The sequence below is a fragment of the Thiomicrospira sp. genome, assembly GCF_036568485.1.
Lineage (GTDB): Bacteria > Pseudomonadota > Gammaproteobacteria > Thiomicrospirales > Thiomicrospiraceae > Thiomicrospira.
Genome location: NZ_DATCSL010000023.1, coordinates 1 through 24,833, shown reverse-complemented (window position 1 = coordinate 24,833; position 24,833 = coordinate 1). Strand labels below are relative to the sequence as shown.

General features: G+C 44.4%; 20 protein-coding genes, 2 tRNA genes and 1 pseudogene. All 23 read right to left on the bottom strand.

Features of this window, described 5'->3' with window-relative positions:
- Nucleotides 1-103, bottom strand: a pseudogene (locus VIM91_RS02455) (flagellin FliC); the annotation flags it as partial.
- 125 nt (nucleotides 104-228) lie between these two features.
- Nucleotides 229-1,047 (bottom strand): flagellin, encoded by an 819-nt coding sequence (locus VIM91_RS02450; RefSeq protein ID WP_331863236.1) that lies wholly within the window; start codon nucleotides 1,045-1,047, stop codon nucleotides 229-231.
- 182 nt (nucleotides 1,048-1,229) lie between these two features.
- A complete protein-coding gene (locus VIM91_RS02445; RefSeq protein WP_331863235.1) occupies nucleotides 1,230-3,695 on the bottom strand; it encodes a 6-hydroxymethylpterin diphosphokinase MptE-like protein in 2,466 nt (821 codons plus the stop codon).
- 75 nt (nucleotides 3,696-3,770) lie between these two features.
- Nucleotides 3,771-4,481 carry an acylneuraminate cytidylyltransferase family protein gene (locus VIM91_RS02440; RefSeq protein ID WP_331863234.1) on the bottom strand — a complete coding sequence of 237 codons (711 nt, stop codon included), beginning with the start codon at nucleotides 4,479-4,481 and terminating at the stop codon, nucleotides 3,771-3,773.
- 3 nt (nucleotides 4,482-4,484) lie between these two features.
- Complete coding sequence (locus VIM91_RS02435) at nucleotides 4,485-5,561, bottom strand: nucleotidyltransferase family protein (RefSeq protein ID WP_331863233.1); 1,077 nt, start codon at nucleotides 5,559-5,561, stop codon at nucleotides 4,485-4,487.
- The gene (gene neuC, locus VIM91_RS02430) at nucleotides 5,558-6,769 is read right to left on the bottom strand and encodes a UDP-N-acetylglucosamine 2-epimerase (RefSeq protein ID WP_331863232.1); all 1,212 of its coding nucleotides are present in this window, start codon (nucleotides 6,767-6,769) and stop codon (nucleotides 5,558-5,560) included. Before neuC ends, VIM91_RS02435 begins: the two co-directional genes overlap by 4 nt.
- Nucleotides 6,753-7,787 carry an N-acetylneuraminate synthase gene (gene neuB, locus VIM91_RS02425; RefSeq protein WP_331863231.1) on the bottom strand — a complete coding sequence of 345 codons (1,035 nt, stop codon included), beginning with the start codon at nucleotides 7,785-7,787 and terminating at the stop codon, nucleotides 6,753-6,755. The genes neuC and neuB overlap by 17 nt, the downstream gene beginning before the upstream one ends.
- 38 nt (nucleotides 7,788-7,825) lie before the next feature.
- Nucleotides 7,826-8,980, bottom strand: a complete 1,155-nt coding sequence (locus VIM91_RS02420) for a DUF2920 family protein (RefSeq protein WP_331863230.1) — start codon at nucleotides 8,978-8,980, stop codon at nucleotides 7,826-7,828.
- Nucleotides 8,981-8,992: 12 nt separating this feature from the next.
- Nucleotides 8,993-9,643 (bottom strand): acetyltransferase, encoded by a 651-nt coding sequence (locus tag VIM91_RS02415; RefSeq protein WP_331863229.1) that lies wholly within the window; start codon nucleotides 9,641-9,643, stop codon nucleotides 8,993-8,995.
- A complete protein-coding gene (locus VIM91_RS02410) occupies nucleotides 9,636-10,790 on the bottom strand; it encodes a LegC family aminotransferase (RefSeq protein WP_331863228.1) in 1,155 nt (384 codons plus the stop codon). Before VIM91_RS02410 ends, VIM91_RS02415 begins: the two co-directional genes overlap by 8 nt.
- The gene (locus VIM91_RS02405) at nucleotides 10,783-11,781 is read right to left on the bottom strand and encodes an NAD-dependent 4,6-dehydratase LegB (protein WP_331863227.1); all 999 of its coding nucleotides are present in this window, start codon (nucleotides 11,779-11,781) and stop codon (nucleotides 10,783-10,785) included. Before VIM91_RS02405 ends, VIM91_RS02410 begins: the two co-directional genes overlap by 8 nt.
- A 36-nt stretch (nucleotides 11,782-11,817) precedes the next feature.
- Nucleotides 11,818-13,209, bottom strand: coding sequence for a murein transglycosylase domain-containing protein (locus tag VIM91_RS02400; protein ID WP_331863226.1), 1,392 nt, complete (start codon nucleotides 13,207-13,209; stop codon nucleotides 11,818-11,820).
- Nucleotides 13,210-13,267: 58 nt separating this feature from the next.
- Nucleotides 13,268-14,296, bottom strand: a complete 1,029-nt coding sequence (gene flgL, locus VIM91_RS02395; protein ID WP_331863225.1) for a flagellar hook-associated protein FlgL — start codon at nucleotides 14,294-14,296, stop codon at nucleotides 13,268-13,270.
- Nucleotides 14,297-14,300: 4 nt separating this feature from the next.
- Nucleotides 14,301-16,100, bottom strand: a complete 1,800-nt coding sequence (gene flgK / locus VIM91_RS02390; protein WP_331863224.1) for a flagellar hook-associated protein FlgK — start codon at nucleotides 16,098-16,100, stop codon at nucleotides 14,301-14,303.
- 92 nt (nucleotides 16,101-16,192) lie between these two features.
- Nucleotides 16,193-16,642, bottom strand: a complete 450-nt coding sequence (locus VIM91_RS02385) for a rod-binding protein (RefSeq protein WP_331863223.1) — start codon at nucleotides 16,640-16,642, stop codon at nucleotides 16,193-16,195.
- Nucleotides 16,643-16,653: 11 nt separating this feature from the next.
- Complete coding sequence (locus VIM91_RS02380; RefSeq protein WP_331863222.1) at nucleotides 16,654-17,760, bottom strand: flagellar basal body P-ring protein FlgI; 1,107 nt, start codon at nucleotides 17,758-17,760, stop codon at nucleotides 16,654-16,656.
- 316 nt (nucleotides 17,761-18,076) lie between these two features.
- Nucleotides 18,077-18,784: a flagellar basal body L-ring protein FlgH gene (locus VIM91_RS02375; protein WP_331863221.1), complete on the bottom strand. Its 708-nt coding sequence runs from the start codon at nucleotides 18,782-18,784 to the stop codon at nucleotides 18,077-18,079.
- A 15-nt stretch (nucleotides 18,785-18,799) separates the two neighbouring features.
- Complete coding sequence (gene flgG, locus VIM91_RS02370; RefSeq protein WP_331863220.1) at nucleotides 18,800-19,591, bottom strand: flagellar basal-body rod protein FlgG; 792 nt, start codon at nucleotides 19,589-19,591, stop codon at nucleotides 18,800-18,802.
- Between the two features lie 11 nt (nucleotides 19,592-19,602).
- Nucleotides 19,603-20,346 carry a flagellar basal body rod protein FlgF gene (locus VIM91_RS02365; RefSeq protein WP_331863219.1) on the bottom strand — a complete coding sequence of 248 codons (744 nt, stop codon included), beginning with the start codon at nucleotides 20,344-20,346 and terminating at the stop codon, nucleotides 19,603-19,605.
- Nucleotides 20,347-20,675: 329 nt separating this feature from the next.
- A tRNA-Arg gene (locus VIM91_RS02360) sits at nucleotides 20,676-20,752 on the bottom strand.
- 76 nt (nucleotides 20,753-20,828) lie between these two features.
- Nucleotides 20,829-20,921 (bottom strand) — tRNA-Ser (locus tag VIM91_RS02355).
- A gap of 110 nt (nucleotides 20,922-21,031) precedes the next feature.
- Nucleotides 21,032-22,249, bottom strand: a complete 1,218-nt coding sequence (locus tag VIM91_RS02350; RefSeq protein ID WP_331863218.1) for an aspartate kinase — start codon at nucleotides 22,247-22,249, stop codon at nucleotides 21,032-21,034.
- A gap of 87 nt (nucleotides 22,250-22,336) precedes the next feature.
- Nucleotides 22,337-24,833, bottom strand: a 2,497-nt coding sequence (gene alaS / locus VIM91_RS02345; protein ID WP_331863217.1) for an alanine--tRNA ligase, incomplete at its 5' end; no start/stop codon positions are given.

Here is a 24,833-nt window from a genome sequence, read left to right as displayed (position 1 = left end):
CGGCCGCTTTGTTAATACGCAGACCAGAGGTCAAACGTTCCATTGCGGTACCTTGTTCTTTCTGCGTGCCATCCAAAATACGACTCGCGTTGATTGCACCCATATTTGTGTTAATTACCATTGCCATGATGCTTCTCCCTTGTGACAATTTTAATAACCAGGCCTTGTTGTATTATTTGGCCTAGCGACGCCCTTCTTTTTAAAACATTACTTCTATTGATTAAAAACTTACTGTAATAACTGCAAAACATTTTGTGCCAGTTGATTAGACTGTCCCAGCATGGACATACCAGCCTGTTGTAACACTTGAAATCTCGCTAAGTTGGCGCTCTCTTTTGCATAGTCGGCATCTTGAATCTGCGAGCGCGCACTGTTCATGTTTTCATTTACGTTCTGTAGGTTTGATACGGTGTAATCCAATCGATTCTGAATTGCACCCCATTTCGCACGCTCTGTCTTAACAGAGGCCAGGTTGATATCAATTACACTTATCGCCTGTGATGCATTTGCAACGGTCGATACACTTTCACCCAAAGCCGCCATACTGGCAAAATCAACCATGGATAAAACGATTTTGTTCTCTACCCCCGTTTCCCAACCAACATGAAGCTGAATGGTAGAAGCGGAGTTGTTCATTAATGGAATTTCATTAAATCGAACAGTCTGTGCTACACGCTCAATTTCTCTCGCCAACTGCTGATATTCTGCATTCATTTGACCGCGATTTTCATCACTGTAGGTTCCTGTCAAAGACTGAATGCCTAGCTCACGCATACGCTGCAACATGTTCACAACTTCTTCTGAAGCGCCATCAACGGTTTGAATAAGTGATGAGCCATCATTAGCATTACGAATTGCCTGGTCGGTGCCTTTAATCTGTGTGGTCATCCCGATGGCTACCGCCATACCAGCCGCATCATCCGCGGCTCTGTTAATTCTCAAACCGGAGGTTAATCGCTCCATGGTGGTTGACTGATCCTTCGATGTGCCATCTAGGATTCTTGCGGCGTTCATCGCCGCCATATTTGTATTAATAACCATTGCCATGACTATTTTCCTTCTTGTGTGTGTTAGATAATTTTTATCTTTATTTTTTGTATTGAGGCTGTATCTTCAGCCTTCAATTTATTTAACGGCCTAACATCAATTACTTGAGGAAAATTTATCTAAATCGTTTATTTAGAGACAAAAAAAGCGCCAAAAGGCGCTTTTAAAGGGAGGGATTTAACTTATATAGATTTTAATAAATGCAAAGCGGTTTGATTATCTGGATCAACAGCTAATACTTTTTGCAGACTAGCTTGCGCATCTTGGTTAGCGGACACGTTAATTTGGCGCTGTGCTAGCTTAATATAAGCACTAATATTATCGGGTTTTTGAGACAAATACATCTTTAAAACCTCTATCGCCATCGATTCATTACCCAACAAAGCCAACAGATCTGAGTAATAAACCATATACTCGAGCGAAAATAAACAAAGATTTTCAAGTGTCGCCAATGCTTCCTCGTATCGATGTGCCTGCATAGCAAAATTCAAAAGACGTTTTAGCGCAATTAGCTTTAAATCTGGTAACTCAACCACTTTAAAATACTTGATTGCTTGCAATTCATTGTGCCGCAACTCTGCCATCATTCCTTGAATTAAGTTACTTAATTCTCGTTTTTGATCCTGGTTATCTAGCTGATTGGCATGTTGTAACAATAACTCAAGCTGAGACAAGCTTCCTTGATTAAAAGCACTGGTTACTTTATCGGTCAAACTGCCCAGGTTTTGGGCGGCACGTTTTAAATTCTGAAATTGTTTGGTATCGGTTTTTTCAATTTCTTGTTGAAACACTTGGTTCGCTTTTTGAAGTAAATCCTGATCATCAGACGTTAGTTTTTCCTCTTTATGCCAATTTGACCAAAGTTTAGCACGACCAAATTCGCCCCAAATTTGCCAAGCCTTAAATAATTTGGATAAAGACACCTTACCTTCTAGCTCATCAATTCTTAACTGGACACGCTCTTGTGCCCTCAATATTAAAGCATCAAACTGTTGAGTGGACTGTTTTACACCTTTAAAAAACCCATTTAGTTGAGTTGTGACAACATCAGAATCCAATGGTGAATCTTGTTCTACTGGAGTATAGGTATCTGCAAAATTCTCACCTTGGTAACTTAATAAAAGATCACCATCCTCCCCCACTAAACGATTTATTTTTTTTCTTAACTTCTGAACCCTATTCATCACTTTAAATTTGGGTTCAGCCGCTTTTTGTTTGTAGAGTTTCGGAATCCAGGTTAAGGCCTCATCTGCAACACGAGTGATCGCTTTAAAAGTTTTTGACTGTTGCTTCAATTCGTCTAGCGTTAATTTGGCATAATCCAGTCGTTGCTGCTTGGTTAACTTCAGCAACGGCTTCAAGTCGGCCAACTTTTGTTTAGTTGCTGGGTTTAGAAAATTTATAGAACTTGCATCTAAATACTCAACCCCTTCCACTTTCGCCGAATTTAATCCCGTTGAGTACAACTTCACACCCGGATTTTCTTGCTGATAAAATTTTGTTTGATACTCTAGTGCCTCTCGCGCTTTTGCTAAAGTTGGCTCAGTTGACTCAAATTGCCCAGCATTCGTGACCAGTTTAATGTTGTTTTTGTAGCTTAAATGAGAAGCGGCCTTGGCCTCATCACTACTTGATTCATGACTCTTGCCCTTTGCGAAACAAAAATCAACGCCAGATAAGATTACATTAGAGCAGCCTAAATAAATGGCAACATGCACCGCCGTATTGATAACGGTTGGGCCAATCGGTTCAAAGTTTTCAGCGTATTGAGTATTTTTCCAACCATATTTAAGACCCATATAACAGAATAAACCCGCCCATTGACTAAGTAATTTAGGGTTAACGTGGTAACCATTTATTAAAATAGCTTTATCCTCAAAAGCATAAATACCCTTCGAATTATCAAAACTCACATCATGTGGATCCACCGAGACAAAAAAATCCGGCGTAATGTCTTCAATTGCTAATCGACGAGCGACCCTAGCGGCGGCAAAAATCACTAATTTTTGTTGGTTTTCTTTAATCCAATCAATCGAGTCATCCAGGGTTGGCCCACCACCCAACACGATCGCTGTTGCGGATTCGAGCTTATTTTTTAAACTCATAATTGGCAAAATGTTATCAGCAGCGTTGTACAAACGTGCATCTTCAAATTGAGAGCTACGTTGGCTTACTAAAACTTCAAGATTAAATGCTGAGAAACGTGCTTCAACATCCTGCCATAAGCGCTCATAAACACTTAATGGAGCAGCATCCATCACAGCTAAACTTTTAATTAATGTGTATTTTTTTCGATATACAAAAGTTTCAAATTGATCATGAAATACTGAAAAATCGACGGTTTCATCGAGTAACTGTACTCTTGTGTCATCCGTGTCCAAGTTCAAAGCTTGTATTACGCTCGATAACTCGATAAATACAAATTTAACATGCGGTTTAACGGGCTGATTTTTTATAAACTGATAAAGGAGGCCGCTATCCGTGCCAACAATAATAAACAACCGCTCCTTTTCATCTAACAAACTGGCAAAGTATTGTTTAAATAGGGTTTCAGAAGATTGTTTAGCAAAGGCAAGGTTATTAATTTCTTCGTAATAAACTTCGCCAAACGCATTCTGTTTGGGCTGTGACAATTGAAGGTCGTTCATAAGTTCCTCGGGAAATCTGAAGTTAAGTTTTAAGCTTGTAGCACAAACCAGACCAGCAATTTAAGTTCAGTTGATTTATAAACGCGACTGCAAAAACTCCGCATATTGAAAATCTGTTGAGGTATCAATATCAACAGAATACTGGGGTTCCATTTTATAAGCATAAGTGGCGTTCGGAAGGTAAAAGGTTTGATGGTCAAGGAGTGTTTTAACTTGAGCACAGCTTATCGCGCCATTTAAGCGATAACGCTTTGGCAGATCTTGACTTCGAATTTTTAACTGACCAATATGATGATGTATAAAGTCATCCAAACTGCCATTTTCAGGCAAAATCATACTCCATTCCATTGGGTGATCCAGCTCGGTTACTGATACAACTGCGTTAGCATTTAAGCGTTTAAGCATTTGATAGGTTTGTTCAATATGACGACTTTGCCTAAAGGGTGAAGTGGGTTGTAGAAACATTAAATAATCATAGTGACGCCCAGATTCGGCGAGTGTTTTTAAAGTGTAGTCAATCACTTCAAAGCTAGTTGAGGTGTCCTGAGCTAAGGCTTCAGGTCTCAAAAATGGAACCTCGGCACCATATTCCAACGCAACATTTGCAATTTCTTCAGACTCGGTGGAAACCATCACATCCATATCTAACTGCGCTTCGAGTGCAGATTGAATTGTCCAAGCAATTAAAGGCTGCCCTCCTAAAGGCATAATATTTTTTTTAGGCAACCGCTTGCTACCCGCTCGGGCTGGTATAAGGGCTAAAATGTTATTGTTTTTTTTTGCCACAGTTCAGTAACCTAAATTTAATGCGTGTCGTTTTTGAAAGTGAACTTCATAATCGGCTTGAGCTTGATAGTAATCTGGCATTTGACCAATATCCATCCAATATTCGGTTAATGGAAAACCGCCTACTTTATTGTTTTCAGCCATCGCTTTTTCTATCAGCGATGTCATGTCAAAAAATTCATTGGATGGCATTAAGTCCAGAGCTTTTGGGCTGATAGCGTAAATGCCTGCATTTACAAAGTAACGGTAAATAGGCTTTTCAACCAACTGATTAATCTGGTGACCGTCCATTTCAATCACACCATAAGGCACCTGCTGCGAGTACTCTCGCATACAGGCACTAATGATATCGCCATTATCTTGATGAAATTTCAATAAGGCTTTCAAATCAACTTTAGTCAATAAGTCACCGTTCATCACAACAAACGGTTCGACTAGTTTTTTTGGCAACAAAGATAAAGCTCCGGCTGTTCCCATGCGTTCGTTTTCTTCTACATAATGAATACGGACACCAAACGCTTCTCCATCACCAAAATAATCACGAATTTGTTGGCCCAAATAATTAATACAGAAATAGAATTCTTCAAATCCTTGTTCTGCGATATGCCGCACAATGGTTTCTAATATTGGCTGATTACCTACTGGCAGCATGGGTTTAGGAATATTTTCAGTCAAAGGGCGCAAACGCGTTCCCATTCCGCCAAGCATTAACACCACCGCATTAGGTAACGCCGACTGAGTTTGCTTTTGATAAAACAAACCCAGTATTTTTTTAGACTGAGACACAATTGGCAAATGGCGTAGTTGGTGTTTGGCGATGCGTTTCTGCCATACCAACGCTGATTCATTTTCAAAACCAAGCGTTGGTTGTTTATTCATGACATTTTGAATTTCACTTTCTAACCCAAAACCGGCCAGTAAACCTCGACGTATGTCCCCATCAGTCACAGTTCCCACCAATATTTGGTCAGCGCTGATAACCAAAGCAATCTGCAACGCTGCACGATCCATGACTTCTAAGGTGTGTTTAACCGAGCTTTGTGGGTCAACTGCAATCAAGGTCCAATCATGCAAATTCATAGCCTATCCTTTGATGATGTAATAGAGGGGTGATCGACCAAGTCATAGAAAGCCTTTTTATTCAAGTTATCTAACTCAATACCACTTAAAACTTCTAGCATTTTCTGCACACTATTACCCTGACCGTAAACACTATTTTTTTGAGCAGCTAACTTTTGAAATTCTGGTTTAAGTGCTTGATGAATGGCTTGGTAAATAGCCGTTTCAGATTCATCACAGTCTAAAATAGAAGCCGAACGTAACCTTCCTTGTTGACGACTGCCTATATTGACAGTGGGCGTCCCCACTACGGGCGCTTCAATAATACCACTAGACGAATTACCTATCACTACATCCGCTAAGGCCATTACACTAACATAGCGAACTGAACCCAAATTAGTAAACAACTGAACATTAAGTTTTGTCGAACTTGACCAACTTTGAATACGCTTAAACAATAATTGACCGCCCGCATCAGCGTTAGGCGCAGTCCAAACTATGTTGGCATCTGGAAAATACTCTAAAGCTGAAAACAGCGCTTGTATCATTTTCTCACCAGAAGACTTGCCCCAAGTAACGGGGTGATATGTAATCAAAAAAACCGGAGGATCTAATGTAATGCCTAAGTCAGCTCGCAGTTGACTTTTATCCCATAACTTAAGCTTTTGAATCAAATCCAGGCCTGGTGCTCCGACATTAAACACTCGTTTGGGCTGTTCCCCCATTTGAATGACTCTATCGCGATAAGCATTGGCGGCCGTAAAGTGTAAACTCGCCATTTTTGTAATGGCATGGCGTATTGCTTCGTCAACCGCACCTTCGGTTACTTCACCACCATGAATATGGGCAATCGGAATATTTAACAATAAAGCGGCTTGAGCGGCAGCCAACATTTCATACCGATCCCCTAAAACCACTAGAATATCCGGTTTTAACTCTGATAAGGTATCCGCAAATCCCATCACACCGCGTCCTACAGACTTAGCAATCGCAACGGGATCATCCAACTCATCAAGCGTTTCAATACGCGCGTCAACTCTAAAACCATCTTCTATGATTTGATTCACTGTCATGCCATGTCGAACAGATAAATGCGCGGCGCAAGCTATCACCTGCAATCTCATGCCGACTTGTTGTTGAATCGCTCGCATCAAACCCGACAATAAACCATATTCGGCGCGGGATCCTGTTGCTACCGCTATTTTTCGAGGATTATGTAAGTTCAACATCCACTCCTTCCCCCTCTTCAAACCGACGAGGCGAAGCCTGACCGATCAATTGATCCCAATAGCTAGCCGAAACACCTTTTTCACTTCTTTTTAAAGTTAGGTTTTCAGTTGTGAATTTTTCACCCGCTTCGATTGAAGCTTTAGCGACAATTGACTTACGAGCGACGCTAATATTAACGACCTCAGAAGATGTCGGCTTTTTTTCACCGCTTCCCAAGGCTTGTTCAACATGGCGGATTGAACGAACCATCGCCATCAATTCTAAAGGTTCAATGCTTGCTTGTTGGTCTGGCCCTGGCAAACTTTTATCTAACGTAATATGCTTTTCAATGACACTCGCCCCCATCGCTACCGCAGCAATCGCAACTTCAATTCCTAGCGAATGATCAGATAGACCGACTGGCACATTGAGTTCATCGGCCAAAGTTTTCATAGCACGTAAGTTCATATCTTCGTAAGGTGTCGGATAAGCCGTATTGGCATGTAACACGGTTAAATTCTCAAGTGCCAGACCGGCTTTCACTAAAGTGTCCACTGCTAATCGTACCTCTTCGAGATTGCCCATACCAGTAGACAAAATTGTCGGTTGGTTAAACGCGGCAATTTTGCGCAAATAGGGCGTCGATAAGAGTTCGCCAGACGGGATTTTCCAGCGCCTGACTCCTAGACGGTGCAAAAAACCGACACTAGATAAATCAAACGCCGTGGACATAAACTCGATGCCTTTTTGGCGACAATAATCCAATAACTCGAGATGATCAGCTTTTGACAACTCCAATCGTTTTAACATGGCGAACTGAGTTTCTTTTACGCCTGTATTTTGGGTTTGGTAACTGGCCTGTTCAGCGTTTTCAGTCACCAGTTCTTCGGTAATAAACGTCTGAAACTTAACCGCATCCGCGCCAGCTTTCACAGCTACATCAACCAGTTTTTTGGCCATATCGAGTGATCCATTGTGGTTCACACCAGCTTCAGCAATAATAAAAACAGGTAAGTTCGTTGTAGCTTTTTGCATCATTAATATTCCTGTTTAATTGCCTAGGTTAACCTGTATGTTCAACTAAATTTGTTTTTAGTCGTTACTTGACCCGTAACTACATCGGCCGATAAATCAAACTGATAAATTAAATCTGATGTTTCAAACACCGCTTGTTTGAGCTGATCATTAAATTTAAAGTCCGGATTAATTTCCTGTAAAAACCCATAACCAACTTCGAAGAACTTACGCATCGACATTCCCATGCCATGACCTAAGTTTTTTATGAAATGGCCATCAACATCCGACTCATCCACCACATTCATTAAGACATGTTTAAAGCCTAATTCAGCCATATTATTTGCCATGTCAATTTTTTCTTGAGTTGGCGCAATCGTATCAGTGGCCGCATGATAAAACACATAAAACGTATCTTGGCCACCTTGTTCAACCATACTTTGTAGCTGAGACCGAGAAAACCCTCGAATTTCTTTTCGACCACCGCCAAATGTATTAGGCAAGCCCTGAGTTAATGTCCAAGGCGATCTAACATTTAAGTCCAAAATCACCTTAGGATAAACTTGATAAGAGAACTCTGGAACGCCCATTTCTTGCCCCACGACATAAGCCAAGTTGGTTTGTGCCCAAGATGAATTATCAAACACAGCTTTAATTAATCCAGGATACAACTTGGTGACCAAGTTGGCCAAATAGCCGCCATACGAAGACCCCACTAAAATCACATTATCCAAGCTTAGGTTAAAACGCTGAGCCGCATCTTTAATGGCATTAATGATATCCAAAGCGGCTAACAACCCAAAATTCTGATATTCGTTTTTTGTCGGAACTAAATCACCTGTCAGCTTAATATGGTTATTTGAGTTCATAAGAAGCGCATTTAAAGCTTCTATGGAGGCTTCACCTGTTCCACCCATTTGTATAAATGCCTGCTCAACCTTAGCTTTTTCTGTGTTGTGTACCTCAACTTTCGCACCCGCTGAAGGCCGTGAGCCAATACAAAAATAATTTAGCGTTAAAGCCGCCATTTGATATTGCTTAGCCGTTTTTTCACAAAAAGCTTTGGCATACTCACCCAAATCACCACCAAACCCCGGAATGTACACAACTAAACCATCTTTGTAATCGGCGTTATAAATAAAGTAATCCGTTTGGCGGACACCATTCAGGCCAAACTCAAAATCGGCACAAGTGTCAAAAACCACATGTTGTTCCATATCTTCTTTTCCTTAATGGGCTTGGCGAGCTGAGTCGAGTATTTGGCCCTGCCCCACATAACAACCAGGCCTGGTGATGTCTTTTAAAATTAACGCGCCGGCACCAATAATTGCATTATCGGCAACTTTGACGCCCTGCTTAATGACTGCACCACTGCCCACTAAACAGCCGTTGCCAATCGTCACTTGACCGTTGATTTTGGCGCCAGTCGAGATATGGCAATGATCCCCCATCACGGCATCATGCTCTATCAAAGCTTGGCTATTGATAATGCCGTTTTGACCAATGCGTGCTCCCACATTCACGAGAGCTTGATGCATCACCACCGTGCCTTCGCCGATTTCGGCATGCTCGGAGACATAGGCCTTAGGCGAAATGACAGGCGGAAATTTAGCGCCAGCCTGCTGCGCCAAATTAAATAGTTTAATTCGTAAATCGGCGTGTTTGACTTGACCCACACTGATTAAACAGTGTGGGTAGGTTTGCACCAGCCCTGGTAAATCGGCATCAGACCCCAGAATTGGGTAACCTAATACTTCACCCTTTACACCCTGTGCTTCGACGATACCGGCTATCGTAAAATTCGGTGTTTGTTCAATCACATCAATCAGGGCACGACAATGCCCGCCGCCGCCTATCAATAAAATCGGGGTATTAACCATGACAAACTACCCCACTTGGTAAGTTCACTACGCGCGCCGCGAGCCATTCTGTGTGTGGCAACTCGGTGCGCAAACAATCGGCGTAAATCGCCAGTTGATGCATCGGTGTCCATAAAGGTCGCATTTGAATGGCTTGGCTATTACTGAACTCTAACAAGGCATCACGTTCCGTTTGATCCTGACAAATCAAGGTGTTTAACCAATAGTTAGATTGCATTTGGGCCGTTTCGTTTTGCATTACCAGGCCTGGTTGTTGTTGATAAACCTTCGCCAAGCGACGTTTTTCGACCAAAAAAACCGGCAACTTTTGCATTTGCGCCACGCCCAGCGCGGCATTGAGATTCGGCATCCGCAAGTTGTAGGCCGCTTCATCATGCTCAAATAACCAAGCATGTGGAATTTTAGCGGTGGTACTTAAGTGCTTAGCGTGACGTGCGAGTTCGGCATCATCGGTAATGAGCATTCCGCCCCCACCGGTGGTAATGACTTTATTGCCGTTAAAGCTAAACACCCCAACTTGACCGAAACGCCCGGTATGCTGACCTTGATAAAAACTGCCTAAACTTTCAGCCGCATCTTCTACCAGCGCAATATTGTGTCGGTTACAGATTTCTACAATCTGTTCGATTCGAGCCGGAAAACCTAAGGTGTGCATGGGTACACAAGCACGAATAACTCGACCGCTTTGACGATGAATGCATTGGCCGTTTTGCTGTTGCGTCTGCTCTATTAAAAATTGATTTAGCGATTCCGGACATAAGCCCAAGGTTTCGCGTTCAACATCGATAAACACCGGATCCGCCTGATGCATTTTGATGGCGTTTGGCGTCGCCACAAAACTTAACGACTGGGTTAACACCAGCTCATTCGGCTGTAGTCCGATCACTTTTAACGCCAAATACAAACCCATTGTGCCATTCACCACCGCCACGGCATGTTTCGCGCCGGTGTAGTCGGCGATTTGTTGTTCAAATTCGGTCACATATTGCCCAACCGACGAGACAAAGGTTGAATCAACACAATCCACGACTAAACGTTTTTCGGCCTCATCAAAGCACGGTGCATGTAATGGAACTAAACCTTCCGACACGCCATAATGCTGACGGATCAATTCAATCAACGACAACCAGGCCTGGTGATTAGACATTGTATAGCCCCGTTTTATAGGCTTGCAGGTTTTGCGGTTGGACAAACCAGGCAATAGTTTTTTGCAAGCCCGCTTCGAGTGAGGTGGTTGGGCGATAGCCTGTCAATTCAATTAATTTCGAATTATCGCCCCACAAACGAAAGACTTCGGAGTCTTTCGGTCTCAGACGTTGCGGATCTTGAATAAATTCAACATTTGAATCCATTAATCGTTTGATTAATTCCAAGGTGTCTTGCACCGAAATTTCGTAGTTTGAGCTGATATTAACCGTTTCGCCAATGGTTTTATCCGTCGCCATCAGCGCCATCATGCCCTCACAGGTGTCAGTAACATAGTTAAAATCGCGCGTAGGGCTGGTATCGCCCAATTGAATTTGGGTTTGACCGGCGGCAATTTGGCCGATAATGGTTGGGATCACCGCGCGTGCCGATTGGCGTGGGCCGTAAGTATTAAATGGCCGCGCAATTGTTACTGGCGTTTCAAACGCCAAATAGTAAGACATCGCCATCGCATCTGCGCCAATTTTACTCGCGCTATAGGGCGATTGTGGCTGCATTGGGTGGCTTTCGTTGATTGGCACCGTTTGCGCCGTGCCGTAGGTTTCTGAAGTTGAGGTATGCATAAATCGGCGCACATTTTGGTCACGTGCCGCCTGCACCATATTTAAGGTGCCGGTAACATTAGTATCCACATAAGAACCCGGCGCAATATAGGAATAAGGAATCGCGATTAAAGCGGCTAAATGAAACACTGTATCCATGCCTTTGCAAATGGTCTGGCACAAAAACGGATCACGAATATCACCGCTGATAATCTCCATATCCGATGCCAACGAGCTTTGATCCAACCAGCCCCAACTATTAAACGAGTTGTATTGCACTAACGCCCGCACTGTCGCGCCGGCGTTTACCAAAGTTTCCGCCAAATGCGAGCCGATAAACCCATCGGCTCCCGTGACTAACACCTGCTTTCCTTGCCAATATGACGGCATAACTTGCTCTCCTTAGCACCAGGCCTGGTGGTTGTGTTATCGGCTTGCGATTAAATTCGCATCCTCACCCAATAAGGTTTGATAACGGCTTTTGGCCTGTAACACTTTATCTAAATAACGTCGGGTTTCATCTGAAGCATGATCATAACGTAACTTGCGATAAACCTGACGTGGGCTGAGTTTGTTAATTTGCGCAACGGCCTGTTCTGGTGATGCGCCAAATAAACGCCAAACGGTCGACATACCGCCGTTATAGGACGAAATCGCCACCATTTCACGCGATTCAGGATGCTGAATGTCGGCGAAATAGTCGTGCTTTAATAGACTTAAATAAGCGGTACCAATACGGATATTATTTTCAGCATCAAATAATTCGGCATCACTGGGGGCATCCAGCCTAAAATCAATATACTGATACACATCTCGCCCCGCCGCATTGGGTTTAATTTGCATCAGCCCTTTGGCTTGGGACCGGCTGACCGCTTGCGCATCAAACCGACTTTCGGTTTCCATTATGGCAAACACTAAAGCCGGATCAATATTAAAGTCTTGCGCAAACCCCATCACCCAAGGTTCATACTGACGCGCCGGTTCGGCTAAATTCGAGGTTTTCAACGGGATGTGCAAACTCACAAATTCGCCCTCTTCGTCTTTTAGGCTCGTTTGATGATGAGTCATTAAATAATCGGCGTAATTAAATGCCGCCCGCGGATAACGAATAGGCTGCTGATTGTTATCCACCACCCGACGATAAAAAGCGGGACGTTGCTGATAGTTAATCGGCTCTAGACTTAATAAATCTTGTTCAGCATAGGGATCAGGGCTTAACAAAACGCGGCTCACGGCACGTTTAATATTTTGGGGGTTCGCCAATTTTTTAGGGAATTCAATTACGACTTCATCATCATACTCCACCACAACTGGCTGGGGCGCAAACGCACTGCCAGTCTCTTTTTGCTCCAGTGTAGGCTCGACTGATGGCTCAACCACCTGGCCTGGTGACTTAAGATTAGATTTGGGTTCAGGCTTAGGTTCTATTTCGCCCTTGGCCAAAGCACCAGGCCTGGTGGTCGGAGTTGGCGGTGTTTGAGAGATTTGTTTTGTCTGCACGGCCAGAATGGGTTGAGCGTTTAACTGAGTAGGACTCGACTCTGGAAGGTTCGTCTTAACCAGTTTAGGATTTTCAGACTCTGCAGGTTTCGCTTCTGTTGATTTTGACAGTCTAGATGTGAGGGCCGGCAAAGGACGATTTGAAACAACCCGCATCTCTGGTAAGGAGCTTACCTGAAGCATCTTAGGTGCATCGCTGGAGGCCGTATAGCTTTGAGCCATCGCCCAATACTGAAATTGCTGGAACGCCGCGCCACCTGCAATTAATAGCAGCCCGACCGGAATCAACAATGCGATGATTAAATGTTCAAATTTCATTTACAAAAATGCCTCCACTGGGGAGGCATTAGCAAGTTGAGTACCAACTTTAGATTGATTAACGCATATAGTTAAATAAAGACATCCCTTGAACTTTACCAAATACTTGCTGTGCCATTTGCAAGGCATTTTGGGTAACCGTAAACTTAGAAATCCCTTCGACCATATCCAATTCTTCAATATTCGACTTGCGTTCAGTCAATGGCATCTTGAACGACTCACCCGCTTCATATTGGGTATCTATACGAATTTGCCGCCCGCCAATGCCGGCCACTACTTCTGACATGTTGGTAATTGAACTTTTTAAATCGTCCAACACATCGTCACCCGGTTTTTGGCCCGCCATCATACGATCATACATTACCTTCATGGTGTTGTAGATATTTGGATCGATCTCACCTGGCGCCGGTGGCGTGGTTTGGGGCCCTAACGATGTGGCTGGATTAGGTGCAAAACCAAATACTTTTGACCCTGTGTCAGTGATACGCACACGCGACATATTAAACTCATCATTTGGCTCTAGCTTATCCGTATGGTCAAACCCAATCTGGACAAAGCGCCCACCAAATGTTGCATTTTCGTCATAATCAGCGGCCGCATTAGGATTGCCGATATAAACCAAGTAACCAGGGTTAGCGGGGTCGTCGACGTAGGGCGTATCTTTTACATTATTACCCGCAAACATGTACTCGCCTTCGGAGTTTTTCATGTTCATCGTGCCTTTAACATGCAACATCATTTGCTCAACTTCAGCCGCGGCTACTCGACGCTGATCTGGACTATAGGTATCGTTCGACATTTGAATACCCAGCTCTCGGATACGCTGCAACACACCAATTGTATCTTGCACTGCAGTTTCCTCTAGCACCAGCTGCGACTTAGCATACTCGCCATTCTTAGCATATTGATCAATCGTATTGATCGCTCGATTAAGTGTATGAATTTGACTCATCGCCACGGGATCATCACTGGGACGATTAACACGATTACCCGTACTCAATTGTTCTTGGATATCCAATAACTTATTGGAATGCGATTGGATGGCATTAAATCCCATGCTATAAACTTGATTTGTCGTTACACGCATTAGGTTATCCTCTCATTGCCCCTAACAGGGTCTGGAATGTGGTTTGTGCTGTTTGCATCACCTGAGCCGCGGCTTGATAAGCCTGCTGAAAACGCATTAAATTTGCGGCTTCTTCATCTAAACTGACGCCTGATAAACTTTCTCGGCGTTCCATTATGTAGTCATAAGTATTTTGTTGCGCCGTCAATTGTATTTCCTGACCACGCACATACATACCCACGCTACTGGCCATTCTTGAATAGCCTCCTAATAATGTTTCGGCCGGTTGACCGGAATTATTAGCAAACATGACCTTTTTTGATTGCAAACTGGCCATATTGGCAATATTAACGTTATCCCCTTCTGCCGCGGGTCTAACTGGTTCATCATCCAAGGTGCCCGAACCGGTTGAGTCAATCGGTGATTGGCCACGTGTGGCCAACTCTTGACCATCACGGATTTCGACGCCAAAACTTTTCAAAATATCTTGATGTGGTTTCAAAATATAGCGGTCACCTGCGGTGCTATTTAAATTGGCTTCTTCAAAACGCAAACCATCAAACTGAACACTATCACCAGAAGCAAAGGTAGCGGTTTCTTTATTACTTAAATTAGTTACCGTCCAGTTCGTGCCATCAAATCGCATTTCATAACCATCTGGCGACAAGTTTGAAATAGCGGTATAAGCATCTGTCAAATCTTGTTGCTTATCACCATAAGTCAATGGCTGTGGCGGATAAGGCGGAATCGCAGTGGCATCGATTGGATTAAAGGTGGCTTTAACTTCGCCGCCTAAGGTTGAGTTATCTTTGTGCGCTAAACCACTCGACTCTAACGGCGTAAACAAGCTCGTGCCTGCATCGCCATTTTCATCAAACCCTTGATAATGCTGCCAGTTATTAGCGGCTACAAATGCATTCATCGTGACACCCAACTCATTTTGGGCACGATCCAACATGTTTTTACGAAAATCCAGTACACCACCCAGCTGACCGCCACCTAATAATAAATCAGTGACTTGTTTGCGCTGGCCACCGATCTGAGCATAAATTTCAATCCGGTTTTCTGAAGGATAAGCGCTTTGATCGGCTTGTAAACGGGTAACCGTATTGTCACTTAATAAAGGCACTTTACCGTTAATGGTATGAATATCAATGGTGCCATCCGGTTGTTTATAGGTTTTCACCTCAACCAAGCTCGACAATTCTAAAATCGCCTGCTCACGCTGATCCAACAAATCATTTGGCGGCTGCGTACCTTGCGACTGAGCATAAGCCACCATATCGTTAATTTTTTTAATTTCTTCTAGATTGCGATTAATGTCCTGAGTCAAATCTTTAATTTGATCGTTTACTTGATACTGAGTATCGTCTAACACCACGCTAATATTATTGATATGGCCAGTCAAATTATTCGCTTCATCGAGCATCAACTGACGGTTGACACGAGAAGTAGGATTATCGGCGAGGTTTTGCATCGAATCAAAATAACGCTGGATAAAATCCTGCACACCTTCGTCGTTGCCGGCAATAATGCCTTCAACTTGCTTCGAATAACTGAGTGATTCTTCATAACCTTTAACAGTCGCATTGGTACTGACCAATTGCTTTTGAATATAGTCGGCATACATACGCTCAACCGTTTCAACACGGGAGCCGCCGCCATTAAATGAGGTACCCACAATGCTTGGCGAGTTGGCATAAATTTCAGCACGCTGGCGGCTATAGCCTTCAGTATTGACGTTGGCTACGTTATGGCTACTCACATCCAAGGCTTTACGAAAGGTGGTGGCCGCCGAGCTGGCAATAACTAACATATCTGACATAACGATTCTCGCTTATGGATCACCCACTCAATGGGATCTATGTTTTGAAAAGCCGGTTTTTATCCAACCAGGCTATTCTTAATAACACTCAATTACTCTAAATTTCGCAAGGCTAAAATATCTTGCGTTGAACTCGACTCTTTACTCAACATACTAGAATCAAAACGTTTTTGCTGTTCTTGCAACCACTTTTGTTTTTCTTCATCGTTTAGTTTTGGCAGACTAGCCGACAACTGCTCTACTATTTGATCGGCAAATCCTAGAGAACCTTTAGCCGACATGTCTTGTGCAAGCTGTTTATCGTACATATCGTAGTAAGAATCAGCTTGCGAGCCATCTAACCAACCGTCATCCAATTTGACGCTACGTGAATTTTTTAGAATCTGCTCTAGAAACATGGCCTCAAATTGCTGCGCAATCGGTTTTAATACCGACTGCTGATCTTCTCGCGCTTGACGTTTTAAATCGTTTAACGCACCTAAGTTGGTATAGATCGTATGGTCTTGAGGGCGGCTGGTTGTTAAATCACTAATACTCGACATCACAACCTCCCTTAAATAACCATTAACTCAGCTTTGAGTGCGCCGGCCTGCTTCAAGGCCTCTAAAATCGCCACTAAATCACTAGGCGCGGCGCCGACTTTATTTACGGCTTCCACCAAAGAGTCGAGTGTAATACCCGAGTCAAACTTAAACATGCGGCGATCACCTTGCTCTTCAACATTCACTTCAGTATTTTGTTGCAAGGCCGCTTGCCCGCCACCAAAGGCATTGGGCTGAACCACTTCCTCGTTTTCTTCAATCCGTACCACCAAACCACCATGAGTGACAGCCGCAGGACTTACACGTACGGTTTGGCCAATCACAACGGTACCAGTTCGTGAATTCACAATAATACGTGCCGCGCCTTCGCCTTCTTTTAACTCAATGTTTTCCAATACCGACAAAAATGAGACTCGTTGATCTGGAATACGCGGGGCAATAACCTCAACTGATTCAGCATCGAGTGCTCGAGCGGTACCCTCACCCAATAAATCATTAATCGATTTGGCCATATTACTCGCGGTCGTAAAGTCGGCACGGTGCAAGTTAAACGTAACGGTTGAACCTAAATCAAAACCGGTGTTTACTTCGCGCTCGACACTCGCGCCATTTGGAATACGGCCGACACTGGGTACATTCACGGTTACACGCGAACCATCATTACCACTTGCATCCAAGCCACCCACAACCAAGCTACCTTGCGCAATTGCATAAACTTGATTGTCTACCCCTTTCAAAGGGGTCATTAGAAGTGTACCGCCTCTCAAACTTTTGGAGTTACCTAAAGATGAAACCGTGACATCAATTCTTTGACCGGGCTTGGCAAAAGCCGGCAAATCAGCATGAATTGCTACGGCGGCCACGTTTTTAGATTTGGTATTTACGCCCGGCGGCACGTTAATACCAAATTTGTTTAACATACTGATTAAACTTTGCTCAGCAAAGGGGGCTTTTTGATCCCCAGTACCGCTCAAACCGACAACCAAACCATAACCAACTAACTGGTTGTCTCGAACCCCGGCAACATTTGCCAAATCTTTGATGCGTGAATTGGCCAAGCTTAAACTGCTCCAAGCCATTAACGCGATCATTAAAACTAAAATTTTTCTGGTTATCATGCTCATACCCCTTAAAGGATTGACTGAGTTTCTTGATGCCGTCTTAACGCGGCGGATTTTTATATTGATTTTTTAATTACTAAGCAGGATTAATGCCAGATTATAATCTTGAGGATAACAGAAGCTAAAAGAGAAAAAGGCCAACAAAAAAGGGTGCGAAGCACCCAAGACCAGAAATCAATCACCACCAGGCCTGGTGGTGGTAAATAGCCAACGAATCAAGGATTGAATCGCTGGCTTTAAATAAAAAACCGACTTGTAAAAAGGAGAGTATAAAAACAAGCCGGGTCAAGTTTTAATCCAGGTTAAGTCAGACTTAAAGTGGCCAAAACTTTGACAAAAACTTTGTAACGGCACCAGGCCTGGCGGTATCGCCCGCAATGCCTGTGTCTCTATAAATCATGCGAACATCGGCCACACGGGTCGATTCGATCGTATTATCAGGTGTAATGTCTTGTGGGCGCACAATGCCGGCAAATCGAATCACTTCTTCACCATCGTGTACCGTAATCCACTTTTCGCCTCGCACCACTAAATTACCGTTAGGAATGACCTCCACCACTGTCACGGCTATCGAACCGGATACGGATGAATCTTGTTTAACATCACTCGAACCATCAAAGGTATTGCTAGAACCATAACCAATACCACCGGTCCCTAATTCCGAATAAATTTGCGCGGGTGTGCGCCCAAGAACATTTAAAGGCGTCGTTACACCGAAGTCGGCCTGCGAACTTTTATCGTAGCTGGCTTCATCTTTTTTATTAGCGTTAAACTGCTCCGCCAAACTCACGGTAATAATATCGCCGACTCGATGCGCTCGTGCATCATCAAACAAGGTGACCGAGTTGGATGCCTGATACAAAGAGCCATTTCTGGGTGGCGGTTGCTGCCCCAGATTAGTCGGATAGCTCGGCTCATAAGTGAAATCTTCCATCCGCTCAGGAACTGAAGAGCAAGCTTGCAACACCCCCATCATCAGCATCAATAAGCCCAAACGTGAATAAGTTTTAATCTGTTTCATGTTTTGCCTCCAACGTTATACGTTGTTATTTAGGTACTGCATCATGCCATCGGCTGCGGAGATGGCTTTTGAATTCATCTCGTAAGTACGCTGCGCTTCAATCATGCCAATTAACTCTTCAACCGTATTGACATTTGAAGACTCTAAAGCCCCTTGAATCAGGGCCCCAGCATCCTCGGCATTCGGGTTATTTACCACCGGCGCACCACTGGCAATGGTTTCATAAAACATGTTCTGACCGACCGCTTCCAACCCCGACGGATTAATAAAAGTCGCAATTTCTAGCTGACCTAAATCCAATGGCTGCGGGTTACCTGGTTCCTTAGCAAACACAGTACCATCACGACCAATCATCACCTCAGTCGCTTCTTGTGGAATCTGGATATTCGGCTCCAATAAATAACCCGAAGACGTCACCACATCGCCATTCTGGTTAACTTCAAACGAGCCATCTCGGGTGTACATGATGTTGCCATCGGCATCTAAAACCTGAAAAAAACCTTTGCCATCAATCGCCATATCGAGCTGGTTATCGGTAATCATTAAGTTACCCTGGGTGTGAATTTTTTGTACACCCACAGCCTTAACACCCACACCTAACTGCAAACCAGAAGGCAAGGTATTGACTTCATCTTGCGTAGCCTGAGCACCAGGCGTTCGCACGTTTTGATAAAGCAAATCATCAAACTCGGCACGCCCGGTTTTATAGCCATAAGTATTCGCATTAGCTAAGTTATTCGAAATGGAGGCAAGACGAAATTGCTGGGCTTCTAAACCGGTTTTTGAAACATATAATGCTCTATTCATATCTCACCCCATTATCGCATTGATAAAATCTTGTCTGATGCCGCACCATGATCTTTGGTGGTCTTCATCATCTTGACTTGCATTTCGTACTTACGCTGTAGCTCAATCATGGTGACCAACGCCGTCGCCGTATTCACGTTACTGCCTTCTAGCGCGCCATTTAAAACCGATACTGGCGCTTGAACCAGCTCTTCATTGCCCGGTTTCTGACGAATAAAACCGTCCAAGCCTTTTTCCAACTGCTTAACATCCGGCTGCACCAAACGTAATTGGTCAATCACGACCAACTCGTTAGCCGCCGCACCAACTGGAATAACCGAAATCGTACCGTCACGGCCAATTTCAACTGACTCAACTGGCGGCAACACAATCGGCGCGCCGCCGGCATTTAGCATTGGATTACCATGCACATCCACCAATGCACCACCGTCGGTAATTTGCATACTGGCTGAGCGCACATAGGCTTCATCACCCGCAGGTGATAACACCGCCATAAAACCATTTTCTTTGGTCGCTACATCCATACTGCGGCCGGTTACCTTGATTGGCCCAGCGGTAAAATCCGTTGCCGGACGCTCATCCATTGAATAGGTACGTGTGTGCCAACCTGGGCCTTCCATGTGCTGGGCACGGAACTGGTTGAAGTCCTGCTTAAACCCATCTGTGGTTGCATTTGCCAGGTTATTGGCATTATTTGCCTGCGAGATCATGGCCTCTTTTGCGCCACTCATCGAGACATATAGCATTCGATCCATCGTATTACTCCGAATCTGTATCTGTTTTCTGGTCAGAAAACGGCTGGTACCAGCCCAGCCGACAGCTTGTTTAACTTATTATTTATGTGGTGCGTCTTAGTTTATATATGTGACGCGATTCCCTTGTGTGTTAGCGATCTCGTTTGGATTGCTTTAACGAAAAGTTAATAGCAATCCGTATGCCAAATACTAAATAGACGAAAAATGATTGGAAGAATAAAAGAGAACAAAACCATCCTTAGCAGGCCTGGTTGTTTAGGAATTTGATAATATGATAGATATAAAAAAACCCCGCCAACTCGAAAGAATTGATGGGGTTTTCTATTATATGGTGCGCCTGAAGAGATTCGAACTCCTGACCGCTCGGTTCGTAGCCGAGTACTCTATCCAGCTGAGCTACAGGCGCTTAACTTGGTGCGTATTATAGTTTATCAGCCTAAACTGTCAACCTTTAAATCACGCTTTTTTAACACTTAATTGAATGGCGGTGAAGGAGGGATTCGAACCCTCGATAGAGCTACAAACCCTATACTCCCTTAGCAGGGGAGCGCCTTCAGCCTCTCGGCCACTTCACCTAATTCAAGCCGCGTATGTTACAAGGAAACCCGCGCCTTGTAAAGCCAAAACCGAAAGATTTAGCCAAAGATTTGGCTTAATTAACGGTTTTGGATTTTGAGCCAATTAATTAGGCCTGATCTAACTCAAACTTTGCGTGCAAAGTCTTAACCGCCGCTTCTAGTTGGCTTTCGTTAATCACCACAGAAATTTTGATTTCAGTGGTCGCGATCATTTGAATATTGATATTTTGATCGGCCAATACTTTAAACATACGACTGGCGATACCCACGTGTGAACGCATGCCTACACCCACTAAAGAGACTTTCGCAATCGTGTCATCATAGACAACTTCACGCGCACCCAACTCACTTGATACCGCGTTCAGAATTTCTAGTGCGTGGCTGCGATCATTGCGATGCACGGTGAAAGTAAAGTCAGTGGTGCCGTCTTGACCTTGGTTCTGGATGATCATATCAATCTCGATATTGGCATCCGCAATCGGCCCCAAAATCGCATAAGCCACGCCAGGTTTATCTGGCACGCCTAATACTTGTAGTTTTGACTCATCCCGGTTAAACGCGATGCCTGAAATTAAAGGTTTTTCCATTTGATCATCCTCAGATGTAATTAGGGTTCCACCGCCTTCTTTTAGCGAAGACAATACGCGTAACGGTACTTTATATTTGCTGGCAAATTCGACCGAACGAATTTGCAATACCTTGGCACCTAAGCTCGCCATTTCCAACATCTCATCGAAGGTAATAGTTTCTAAGCGACGCGCTTCTGGAACCATACGTGGGTCGGTGGTATATACGCCATCAACATCGGTGTAAATCTGGCACTCTTCAGCTTTTAGTGCCGCCGCTAAAGCGACCGCTGTGGTGTCAGAACCACCCCGACCCAATGTTGAAATATCGCCGTTCGCAGTAACCCCTTGGAACCCGGCGACCACAACCACTTTATTTAAATTCAACTGATCTTGAATCTTTTGCGCGTTAATACTGTCGATACGCGCTTTGGTATGTACTTCGTCCGTTTGAATCGGCACTTGCCAACCCGTATAAGAAATCGCGTCGTAACCGCTCTGTTGTAAAGCCATGCTTAATAAGGCAATGGTTACTTGCTCACCGGTCGTCAAAAGCATATCCATTTCACGCTTGGATGGACGCTCTTGCATGGTTTTAGCCATATCGGTTAATCGGTTGGTCTCACCCGACATAGCGGATAACACCACTACAACCTGATGGCCTTCATCAACAAACTTTGACACTTTTTTAGCTACATTCTGGATACGCTCCAACGTGCCAACCGACGTGCCGCCGTATTTTTGGACAATCAATGCCATATCGTTTATGCCCTTATCACTTGATATTACCTAAATCCCCTGCTTATGACGCTTTGGTGTGGAATCACAGAGAGATTCGGGCAGAGTTTATTTTGATTCCACCCAAGCTTCAATTGAAGCTAAAGCTTGTGGTAAGTTAGCTGGGTCTTTGCCTCCGGCCATCGCCATATCAGGACGCCCGCCCCCTTTACCACCAACTTGTTGTGCAACAAAGTTAACTAGCTCACCGGCTTTAAAACGATCGGTTGCAGATTTGCTGACACCAGCGACCAAGCTCACTTTTTCGCCATCGACCGCCGCCAGTAAAATCACCGCCGGTTCGATCTTATCTTTTAATTTATCCAGAGTTTCACGTAATAAATTGGCATCCGCCCCCTGCATTTCAGCCGCGAGTAAGTTAATACCGTTGACCGACTTAACCTGTTGCAAAATCTCTTCACCTTGGTTGGCGGCTAACTTAGATTGCATTTGCTGCATTTGTTTTTCTAAATCACGCTGTGAGGCCACCAATTGGCCAACCTTATCGACCACATGGGCTTTATCAGCTTTGGTTAAGTTTGCGACCTGGGCAATCACATTTTCTAGGTCGTAAATTGTTTGCCACGCACCTTCACCGGTAATCGCTTCAATACGGCGCACCCCTGAGGCCACCCCGCCTTCAGATAAAATACGAAACGGCCCGATATTGCCAGTGGAGTTAACATGCGTGCCGCCACAAAGTTCAATCGAGAAATCACCCATATCGACCACTCGAACCACATCACCATACTTCTCGCCAAATAGCGCCATCGCGCCCATTTGTTTGGCGGAATCGATGTCCATTTGCTGAGTGCCTACCGGGAAGTTCATCATAATATTATGGTTAACGAGGCGTTCAATCTCACGCAATTGGTCAGCCGAAATAGGCTCGAAATGGGCAAAGTCGAAACGCAAACGATCCGGCGACACCAGTGAACCTTTTTGTGCCACATGCGTACCTAACACTTGGCGTAAAGCCGCGTGCAATAAATGCGTTGCCGAGTGATTACGTTCAGAAGCGCGGCGTGCACCTACATCAATACGGGCTTCAACCGCTTGACCAACCGCTAATACACCGGCGGTCATTTCGCCTAGATGTAAAAATAAGCTGCCCTGTTTTTGCACATCGTTCACATGAAAACTATGCATACCTTCGGTTAGCGAGCCGCTATCGCCGACTTGACCACCGGATTCGGCATAAAACGGGGTTTTATCCATAATCACCAGGCCTGCTTGACCTTCTTCCAAACGCTCAACCGATTGGCCATCTTTAAAAATCGCCAATACCTTAACGGTCGCGCAATCTTGGTCGTAGCCAATAAAGTCGGTTTTGCCTTCGAAGTCGACGCGAGTTTGACCTTGCGAGCTAAAGCTGCTGGCCGCACGCGCACGTTCACGCTGAGCTTGCATGGATTGTTCAAAGCCAGCTTCGTCAATCGTCAAACCACGCTCGCGCGCAATATCGGCGGTTAGGTCAAGTGGAAAGCCGTAGGTGTCGTAAAGTTTAAATACGGCTTCACCCGGAATTTGTTTGTCGCTTAAGCCTTCAATCACTTCATCTAACAAACGCATGCCGTTTTCGAGAGTTTCGGCAAACCGTTCTTCTTCAAGTTTAAGCGCACGCTCCGCTTCGGCCTGCTGGGCTTTTAGCTCTGGATAGGCTTCGCCCATTTCGGATACCAATGGCGCCACCAGCTTATGGAAAAACGCTTGTTTTTGGCCAAGTTTATAACCGTGACGAATCGCACGACGAATAATGCGACGCAGCACATAACCTCGGCCTTCGTTGGACGGCAACACACCATCCACAATCGTAAAAGCACAAGAACGAATATGATCGGCAATTACACGCAAAGAATTGTTGCTTAAATCGGTTTCACCGGTTAACTCGGAGGCGGCTTTTACCAAGGTTTTAAACAGGTCGATATCGTAATTATTATGCACGCCTTGCAATACTGCGGCTAAACGCTCCAAGCCCATACCTGTATCGACTGAAGGTTTCGGCAAAGGTGTTAATGTGCCGTCTTCCGAGCGATCAAACTGCATGAACACCAGGTTCCAAATTTCGATGTAGCGATCGCCATCTTCATCTGGCGAACCGGGCGGCCCACCGGCAACATCCGGCCCGTGATCGTAAAAGATTTCGGTGCAAGGCCCGCAAGGCCCGGTGTCGCCCATTGACCAGAAGTTGTCTTTCGCGCCACAACGTGAAAAACGCTCCGCGCTTACGCCGACTTGTTTTAACCAAATATCCGCGGTTTCATCGTCTTCATTAAATACAGTGACCCAAAGCTTTTCTTCAGGTAAGCCCAAACGTTTAGTTAGAAACTCCCAAGCAAATGCGATGGCTTCGTGTTTGAAGTAATCGCCAAAACTAAAGTTACCCAGCATTTCAAAGAAGGTATGGTGACGCGCGGTATAACCAACGTTTTCTAAATCGTTGTGTTTACCACCGGCTCGAATACAACGCTGCACACTCACCGCACGCGTATAGTCGCGTTTTTCATGGCCGAGAAAGGTGTCTTTAAACTGCACCATACCGGCGTTGGTAAATAACAGCGTCGGA